8 protein-coding genes are annotated in these 9381 nt (G+C 27.9%); 3 read left to right on the forward strand and 5 right to left on the reverse strand.

Features of this window, described 5'->3' with window-relative positions; genetic code table 11:
- Positions 1-285 precede the first annotated feature (285 nt).
- The 5 genes from QZ288_RS11295 to gatC form a co-directional block, all read right to left on the reverse strand.
- Positions 286-2214: an ankyrin repeat domain-containing protein gene (locus QZ288_RS11295; protein WP_295158932.1), complete on the reverse strand. Its 1929-nt coding sequence runs from the start codon at positions 2212-2214 to the stop codon at positions 286-288.
- Positions 2215-2307: 93 nt separating this feature from the next.
- Complete coding sequence (locus tag QZ288_RS11300; protein ID WP_295158942.1) at positions 2308-4911, reverse strand: ABC transporter substrate-binding protein; 2604 nt, start codon at positions 4909-4911, stop codon at positions 2308-2310.
- A 316-nt stretch (positions 4912-5227) separates the two neighbouring features.
- Entirely contained in the window at positions 5228-5740 is a 513-nt protein-coding gene (locus QZ288_RS11305) for a cupin domain-containing protein (RefSeq protein ID WP_295158933.1), read from the reverse strand.
- Positions 5741-6087: 347 nt separating this feature from the next.
- Positions 6088-6819: a signal peptidase I gene (gene lepB / locus QZ288_RS11310; RefSeq protein WP_295158934.1), complete on the reverse strand. Its 732-nt coding sequence runs from the start codon at positions 6817-6819 to the stop codon at positions 6088-6090.
- A gap of 33 nt (positions 6820-6852) precedes the next feature.
- Entirely contained in the window at positions 6853-7176 is a 324-nt protein-coding gene (gene gatC, locus QZ288_RS11315; protein WP_295158935.1) for an Asp-tRNA(Asn)/Glu-tRNA(Gln) amidotransferase subunit GatC, read from the reverse strand.
- Positions 7177-7555: 379 nt separating this feature from the next.
- On the opposite strand from gatC, the gene QZ288_RS11320 reads away from it, so the two are divergent.
- From QZ288_RS11320 to QZ288_RS11330, 3 genes are read left to right on the forward strand one after another with little or no spacing between them, the layout of a single operon-like run.
- Positions 7556-8293 (forward strand): copper homeostasis protein CutC, encoded by a 738-nt coding sequence (locus QZ288_RS11320; protein WP_295158936.1) that lies wholly within the window; start codon positions 7556-7558, stop codon positions 8291-8293.
- Position 8294: 1 nt separating this feature from the next.
- A complete protein-coding gene (locus QZ288_RS11325) occupies positions 8295-8999 on the forward strand; it encodes an AzlC family ABC transporter permease (RefSeq protein ID WP_295158938.1) in 705 nt (234 codons plus the stop codon).
- A complete protein-coding gene (locus QZ288_RS11330; protein WP_295158940.1) occupies positions 8992-9321 on the forward strand; it encodes an AzlD domain-containing protein in 330 nt (109 codons plus the stop codon). Before QZ288_RS11325 ends, QZ288_RS11330 begins: the two co-directional genes overlap by 8 nt.
- Positions 9322-9381: the final 60 nt, after the last annotated feature.

Raw genomic sequence — 9381 nt, forward strand, 5'->3', positions numbered from 1 at the left:
AGAATCATTATTAATATTTATAGCTTCATCTTCTTTTTTCTTGCATGACAAAATGCAAATTATTAATAAAGAAATCAATAATATATTTTTTAACATTTTTATTTTTTTCATAAACATTTACAACACCTCTGTATTATAATTAATAATTTTTATAAATAATAATATTTAACTAAGCCAGCCGAAGCCATCTCCACAGTGTATAAGGCAAATTCATTTATTTGCTTATTATAGGCGTAGACGCCAGCAGTAAGAATAAAACAATTTTTATGATTAGCTTTCTAGTATTCAAAAATTATTATTCTGTTTTTCTTCAGCCTCTTTCAATATTTCAAATACAGCACTATTATTATTATCTCTTGCTATATCTATAGGGTACTTTCCTCTGTTGTTTCTAACCATTACATCGGCACCTGATAATACCAACTCGCTTACTATATCAATATTGCCAGAATTAACAGCCTTATGCAAAGGAGTATCGCCATTTTGATTTTGTATATTAAGATTAGGTTTTTTTTCTAATAACATTCTTACAATAGGCAGCTTTGAATATTCTGATGCTATATGCAAAGCAGTATCTCCGTATTTATCAACAGCATTGATATCTGCTTTCTGAGTTAATAAAATTCTAGTTATATTTTCAGCACCGCTTTTTGCAGCTATCATTAAAGGCGTATAGCTTGATATTCCTGCATAATTTATATCAGCACCATTTTCTACCAATATCTGAAGCAAATCAACATTATCATTATTAACAGCATATTCAATTAAACTTTCGCCATCTTTAGTTACAACAGAAAGATCGGCTTTATTTTGTATAAGCAGTTTTGTAAGCTCTGTATCATTATTCATAACAGCAATAGTTAAAGGACTAAAACCATTACTATCTTCTATATTGATATCTGCTTTATTTTCTACTAAAAGATTTATCATATCATTTCTGCTTGATTCTATAGGACTATTAATAGCATATAAAAGAGGTGTTTTTTCTTCATAGCTTTGAGCATTAATATCAGCCTTATTTTCTATTAATATTTTAGCAAGCTCAATATCTCCGTTATTTGCCGCATACATTAAAGAAGTCCATCCGTCAGTATCTGCATAATTAATATCCGCCCCATTTTCAATAAGAACTTTAACCGTATCTATATATGAATTTCCTGCCGCTATTATTAATGCATTCTTTCCATTAATAAGTTTATTTAAAATATTTTTGTTTATATTTGTAATTATTTTTTTCATCACTTTAGCACTGTCTGCAGATTTCTGCTGCATTAATACCAAATCAGCAGAAGATGAACTTGTATTATTAAATTTAGAACCAGCTGCCGCCATTACTATATTTCCATATATACGGCTTTCCCCAGCATCATCTATTTTAGCATTTTTAGATAAAAGATAATCTACTAAATTAGGATTAAGAGATAAAACAGCATTATAAAGCACTGTTATGCCATCAGAGTTTTTATAATTAATATCAGCCCCATTATCTATTAAATAACGAACTATACTTTCATCGCTTTTTTCTATAGCATAACTTAAAAGCGAAGGCTCTCTTTTTAAATCAAATGAGTTTTTTAAAAGAAGTTCTATCATAGATTTATTAGTATGAGACACCGCATAATACATAGGATATTTTTCTATATCATTGCCTGTATAAGAACCATATATATTAGCTTTTCCTTCCTTTATAAGAAGTTCAGCAATTTTTGTATTATTATTACTTATAGCAAGCATTAGAGGAGTAATTCCTAAATTATTAGCTATTTCTGTATCAGCTTTATTTTCTAATAAAAATTTCACAGCATCAATATTATTATTTTTTACAGCATAATATAATGGGCTTTGATTATTATTACCTGTTTCATTAATATCAGCAGAATGATTATTAACCATTTCTTTTACAATTTTATCGCCGTATCTTTTATTATATATATCTTCGCTGTATATTTCATACTTGCCGACCATTTTATTCATATCAGATTTACCTTTTATAAATAAAAATAAACCTACAAGTATTCCAGCTCCTGCAAGAAGTACAAATACAATAGCACAAGCTACTACAGCTACTTTAAATATATATTTTTTATTTTCTTCAGCTTCTTTAATTTTATCAGCTTTTTGTATGCTGCTATTAGAATAATTTAGATTATTATTAACTTGATTATTATTTTCATTATTATTTTCATTGTTTAAATCATTATACAAATTTTCCATAAAAAACACCTCCGCATAAAAATATTTTAAAAAGTATAATAACATATTTTTTTAAAATTAAAAGATATAACTAAAAATAAATACACTGTTTTATTATTGTAATATAAAACTTCTAGTCTCTATACAAGGCGTTTCATCAGCAATATATGATTCTATAACAATGATATAATTTCCCTTTGGAAGAGATGATAATTCTTCTTTTGATATAATTAACTTAAATACATCATTTTCTAAAACTGCATTATATTCCCTTTCTACTCCATTTGGCAATTGCAGTAATGCTTTTACTTTTATACTAGAATCAGGAAGTTCTAAAGTATTATCAGGATAGTTATATGAAGAAACATAAATATCTATATTCATATCATTATTTCTATTTACTATAGAAGGTATTTCAATATCTTCTATTCTGCTCATTTTTACTGATAATTTTTCAATCCAATATTCGGCTGCATATCCATAATCTTTAAATGCTGTTAATTCTATATAATTAGCTTTAGAATCTATTCTTGAAATAAAGAAAGGTCCGTTTGATATATAAGCATGTCCGTATTTATCTATAAAATCAATAGCAGCCTGATACCTTTCAACAGCCTCATCTTCTGTAATAAAATCTTCTATTCCGATAGGCATATATCTGCTGTCTCTCATTTCAATTAACTTTTCTTTTATATCAGATACGCATACAGGATTTTTGACATCTATAGAAGTTAAAGACTGATTCTGAGAAATAGTATAAACATTTCCTGATTTTGAACCTTCAATAACTATTTTCATTATAGCCTCATTTATTTCAAAAGGAATAACGGTATTTCTATTAGGATTTCCTATTTTAGGACCTATCGATGCAATGCCTATTTGTCTATTCATATCCATAGGCCAGTAATAATTTCCGTAAACAGTAAAACTTCCGTCATCATTTATAACACTCCCTACAGCATTGTTCATAGCAGAAAGATATCTTCCAGCCATAGCAGAATCATAATATTTATCATTTTCATTAGTTTTAGTTATTATATTAGCAATAAATACGCTTCCGTACATCAAATCTGCCAAAGATGACTGAATACCGTGATGCCATTTAAAATATCTAGGCTTAAAGCTGCATTTTACATAAGCAGTAATATTATCGCTTTTCTTATAAACAATATTTCCATTTTCTACTTTTGCAGTTAAACTTTCTTCCCATTTCTGAGTATAAGGATTGTACATTTTAGCATTCTGAGGCACTTTAACAGTACCAATTGGTATTCCATTATTTCCAGCCCTAACACCTATCTCTAAACTATTAGTGTCAGCTTCCCCAAGTATAAACTCTGTCTTTGCGGTGGAAGGCGATTCAAATGAAGCACCCGCATCGGAACAAGGTCCTATCATTATAGAAGAATAGGCATCTGAAAACCCTCCTACTCCTACAGGATCCCAAGGACTTATAAATAATGAACCCTGAGCCGAATGCTGAAGAACTCTAAGAACTTTCTCGCCGCTTCTATTAGGCTTTATATCAGCACTTCTTATAGACCAATCATTTATGCCGTCCCCTATTCCGTAAAGCATTCTTTTATTAAATCTCTCTTTATTCGCTACAAAAAACTGAGTTTGGGAGTTTAAATATATTCTTACAGCATCTTCAAGTCCTATCTCCTGCAAACGCATATTGCCATTCCAATATTCATCAGCAGTTAAAAACCAGCCGTTTGAATTTTTATCGCTTATTCTTGAAGCCTCTCTATTATCATAATTCCAAAACTCTGAAATATTAACGCCCGGCATATAATTTCCTTCCCTTACATACATCTGCCTTAATGTAACATCCCACCAAGCACGCGTAGCACCTGCTCCCCAAGCCTCTGTTATGATATTCCACTCATAATTTTTCGGATCAGTGCCGTATACTATTTGAGTAGATTTATTTCTGTCATATAATAATTTTTCTACTTTTATTCCTGTTTTTTCTATCAAATCTGATATTGCATTTCCTGCAGGAAGTCTTCCAGCAGTATCATCAACTCTTATAACAAATTTAAGCGTTACTATTTCTCCGTTATATTTCCACCACCCGCCTTCTTTTATTAACTTTCCCCTATTTTCAGGTAAGGCTGCCGCTCTTTCCATAGATTCATTTATATCATTAATAGCTTTTTCCTGATTGCCGTTTTCTGTTATACCCATTTTTGAAGGAATAAGATTATATCTATAAGTACCGGGCTGACCTGGTGTTGCCTGAGTAAATGAAGGCTGTCCTGCTCCTTTTAAAATTTCATCAATTAACTTTTTTCTGTCTATCAAAAAATTCATAGCAAATCTTATTTCTTTTATAGCTAAAGGATTAAAATGAGTTTTACCGTCTTTGGTTGTAACTGTATATGGTGCTTTATTTGGTACAGGATTAAATAATAAGCTCCAAGAACCTGAAGGAACTGCATAAGTATCTAATTTATCTAAATCGCTTTCGCTTAATGATAAATAAACACCGCCGTCTATACCGCTTGCCATTAAATCAGCTCTGCCGTCTGCTACATCTTTAATAGCTATTGTCATATCTGTTCTTACTTCATATATTATTTTATCTATTAATGCATTGCCTCTCTCTATTTCTCTCTGTTCAATTTTGTCTTGATTATTAGAACATGATAATAATATCATAAAAAGTATTGATATTGAAAATTTATAACAAATTTTACTATTCACTTTCATCATTAAAGCCTCATTATGCATATAGATTAACATAATATATAATAATAGTATAAATGATAAATGTCAATAATAAAGAAAAAACATAATATACTTTTAATTAAAAAACTTTATTATTAGATTTCATATATAAAGAGTATAATAATAATTAACAAAGACTTTATAATAATTCAAATATTTAAAATTATTAATCAATTTATATTTCTGCAAGTTTTTTATATTGATTAAAAAACATACATACAATCAATTTTATCTGTATGCTTATTTAAATAAAATATCATTAATAAAATATCATTAATAAAATATTATTGATAAAATATCATTTACCAGATAATACTGCAAAGAAAATTAAAGGCGACTTTCCGCTATTAGAAATAGCATGACTATGTCCTGAACGGCATATTGTCATATCTCCAGATTTAACTTCATACTGACTTCCATCTGTATCTGTATAAGTGCCAATACCAGATACTATTAAATAGCTATCCTCATTATCTTCATGTTTATGCAATCCTACAGAATCACCGGGCATTAAAGTCATATAACCCATTTCTTTTGTAGTATAATCCTTCGGAGCATTATCTCTGACAAAGGCATATTTAACAATCAAATCTCCATTACCGCCTGCTACTTTATTTCTATTGGTTACTTCCAAATCGTCTAAAGTATAAACAGCAGGTATAAAAGTTTTATGAATTTCTTCATTAGACAAAGCATCATCATACAAAACATCATTATTTGACTTATAAGCAGAAGAATTATCAGTATTTGAAACAGCATTATTAGTGCAAGAAGCAGACATTAATAATAACAGTAATATTATAAACGGCATATTTATATCCTTATATTATATTTTTATTATTATAAATTTAATAAATAAAAAATCAATATTTATTTTATTTATAGTAAAAATATTAATTTTTTAAATACTAGAAAGTCAAATATAAAAATTATGAATGACTGATACAAGACTTATTAAAAATTTTAAAAAAGCAAGCCTGAGATAGAGATGCCAAAGGCGGACTTTGTCGGTGAGCATTGCCTATTTTATTTCGCTAGATAGACTTCGTTGCTGTAATAGTAATAATAAAACAATTTTTATTAGCAATAATAAAAAAATATAGAAATACTTATTTAAATATCAATTTTTATCTTACAATTTTTTTATTTAATATAAAACTATTTTGAAATAACTTTTCCGTCTATATTAGCAAAAGGCACATTGCCGAAATCTCTGCTGTCATATCCATAATCTCTATTGTCAGAAAGCACAAAATATTCATTATATCCTATAATATAAGGTCCGAAATTATCTCTAGGCGAAATTTCCTTATCTAATATTCTGCCGTCAAAATTTACATTTGACCAAGGCTCATTTAAAATTTCTCCATTTATATAAACAATTTTATCTTTTATCTCTATAGTCTCATTTGGAAGCCCTACTACCCTTTTTATTAAATATCTGGTTTTCGATATATTTAAATTCCCAAAAGAAAAAAAGTAAACAAAATATGAAAAAAATCTTTTAATAAAAAATTCTTTCTTTGTTCTAGGATCAGTAAGAAATACAATATCTCCTCTTTTCGGTCTTGAGAAAATAATAGTTTTTCCTGTAAGAGATGAAACAAAAGGATTTATAGCGACTGCATATTTTAATTTTGAAGTAATTAATATTTTATTAGGCTCTATAGTATTCATCATCGAAGAACTTTTCATTCTGTCAAATCTTACAAATAAAGTAAGCATTCCAAATAAAATAAAAGTTATAATAAAACCTAATATAAGCCTTGCAATAGCTCTGTAAAGCAAATTATTGCTTCTGTAATATATAAAGATAAAAGGCTTTAGTATAGACTTTACAGCATTTCTTTTTTCTTTTTTTATTTCTTCTATATCATAAGAATAATTCATCTATAATTGATGACCTCTGTAATTGAAAATATTTTAAGATTTTTTAGCCTGATGTTCGCTATTTTCTAAAGCTGCAGGAACAGCAGGCACTACAATATAGCCGTACTCTCCGCTTCTGCATAAACTCATTATAACTTCATTACTCAAAGTTTCGCCTTGAACATCCTCTCTCAAATATTCAGGCAAATCTATAACATGATATAAAGGCTCAATACCGTCAGCATTTACTTCAAATAAACCTTCTATAAACTCTAAATCTTTATTTAATCTGCTTAGCATTTCATCTTTTTGATTTTCTTCTATTCTTAATCTTGTTTGATATAAAAGTGCTTCTAATTCTTCTCTATCTGTAGTCATTATTATATCCTTAAAATTATAATACCGTTATATTATACTATAATTAATATTTTTTCAATAGCTAATATTTTTGTATTTTATATAATAATGATTTTATTTATTTTTCAGATAATAAATTAATGTATAATACTGCATAGTTTATTAGTTTTAAATACTTAATTATTAAAAGCTATACTATAACAATATGCTTAATTTATATATTATTATTATTATTATCTATCTATCTATAGTCATATAAATTTTTTTATTTAAATATTTTGATAAAAATAAATATTAAAAAACATTAAATCATAGATTTTGACAATTATCAATTTGCTGGTATAATCTATATGCTTTAATTAATTTCATAAAAATAAAAAAGTTATTAAGGGTATTATTTATGAATAAAAAAATAGAAATATGTGCGGATTCTGTCAAGTCCTGCATCAATGCTGAAAAAGGAAAAGCTGACAGAATTGAGCTTTGCGGAAATATGTTTGAAGGCGGCACTACTCCTAGTTATGGTGTTTTAGAATTAGCAAGAGAAAAAGTAAGCATACCAATATATGCAATGGTCAGACCTAGAGGAGGAGATTTCTGTTATGATGATATTGAGTTTGAAATAATGAAAAGAGAAATTAAGCTTATGAAAGAATTAAAAATTGACGGCATAGTATTCGGCATACTTACAAAAGAAGGCAGAATTGATAAAGAAAGATGCAGTAAATTATTAGACTTATGGGGAAGCAGTAAAGCAACATTTCATAGAGCAATAGATGTAAGCTGTAATTTAAATGAAGCATGCGAAGATATTATATCGCTTGGATTTGAGAGAATATTAACTTCAGGCGGCGAGGCTAATACTATGAGCGGTATAGTCAAATTAAAAGAATTAGTTGAAAAATATAATGATAAAATAATAATAATGCCCGGAAGCGGTATAAATGAAAGAAATATTGAATACATAAAAGATACTGTAAAAGCTGATGAATATCATATGACAGCTAATAAAACAATAAATAGTATGATGAAATACAGAAATGAAAATGTATTTATGGGTACTGCTTTAAGGGCTTCTGAGTTCAGCATAAAGTATACTGATGAAGAAAAGATAAAAAATATAAAATCTAAATTATGATATGAATACTAAAAAATATGAGATTATATCAGCATTAAAATATGCATTTCCTTTTACTATACCTGTTCTTGTAGGGTATATATTTTTAGGTATGGCTTATGGGGTATTAATGAAAGCAAAGGGTTTAGATACTTGGCTTGCAGTATTTTTAAGTTTATTTGCCTATTGCGGAAGTATGCAGTATACGGCTATTAATTATTTATTTTTAGCACCTTTTAATCCCATATATGCTTTTATGCTTACATTAATAGTTAATTCAAGAGTAGCTTTTTACGGAATATCTCTCGTGTCAAAATATCAGGATACAGGATTTTTAAAGCCCTATTTGATATTTTCTTTAAGCGATGAAACTTTTTCTATACTCTGCTCTGCTGATATACCAAAAAATATTAATAAAAATGCATTTCTTTTCTTTGTATCTTTTATCAATTATAGTTATTGGAATATAGGTACATTGATAGGCTGTCTGATAGGCAGTATTATAACTTTCAATACTAAAGGTCTTGATTTTGTGCTTACTGCTTTATTTGCTGTAATATTTATAGAGCAATGGCTTGACAGTAAAGATCATAGAGGTGCTTTGATTGGGCTTGCATGCTCTATACCTATTTTAATATTTAAAACTAATATATTTATAATACTTGCTATGGTATTAATATTTATATCGATAAGCATAGTTTATAAAAATGGAAAAATATATGAATAATAGAGAAATATTAATAACCGCCTTAATGATTATAATAGGAACTGCTTTTCTTAGGTTTCTGCCTTTTATAATAATAAATAAATCATTATATGAAAGCAAATATATACAGTTTTTAGGTAAAATGCTTCCTTATTCTATGATAGCACTTCTTGTAATATATTGCCTGAAAGATATTAATATTATTAAATTCCCGTATGCAGTTCCTGAAATAATATCAATTATAATTATAACAGTGCTGCATATATTAAAAAGAAATGTGCTTATTAGCATAGCTGCAGGCACTATAATTTATATGTTTTTGGTTCAGGTTATATTTGTATAGTTGTAGACAATATATTTTCAAATTATTGATACCAATCTGTATATTTCACCTGCGAGGCAT

The organism is uncultured Brachyspira sp. (assembly GCF_910578695.1).
GTDB lineage: Bacteria > Spirochaetota > Brachyspiria > Brachyspirales > Brachyspiraceae > Brachyspira.

Coding starts and splice junctions, on each gene's coding strand:
- QZ288_RS11295 (WP_295158932.1), bottom strand. CDS start 2,214: ATGGAAAATTTGTATAATGATTTAAACAATGAAAATAATAATGAAAAT.
- QZ288_RS11300 (WP_295158942.1), bottom strand. CDS start 4,911: ATGAAAGTGAATAGTAAAATTTGTTATAAATTTTCAATATCAATACTT.
- QZ288_RS11305 (WP_295158933.1), bottom strand. CDS start 5,740: ATGCCGTTTATAATATTACTGTTATTATTAATGTCTGCTTCTTGCACT.
- lepB (WP_295158934.1), bottom strand. CDS start 6,819: ATGAATTATTCTTATGATATAGAAGAAATAAAAAAAGAAAAAAGAAAT.
- gatC (WP_295158935.1), bottom strand. CDS start 7,176: ATGACTACAGATAGAGAAGAATTAGAAGCACTTTTATATCAAACAAGA.
- QZ288_RS11320 (WP_295158936.1), top strand. CDS start 7,556: ATGAATAAAAAAATAGAAATATGTGCGGATTCTGTCAAGTCCTGCATC.
- QZ288_RS11325 (WP_295158938.1), top strand. CDS start 8,295: ATGAATACTAAAAAATATGAGATTATATCAGCATTAAAATATGCATTT.
- QZ288_RS11330 (WP_295158940.1), top strand. CDS start 8,992: ATGAATAATAGAGAAATATTAATAACCGCCTTAATGATTATAATAGGA.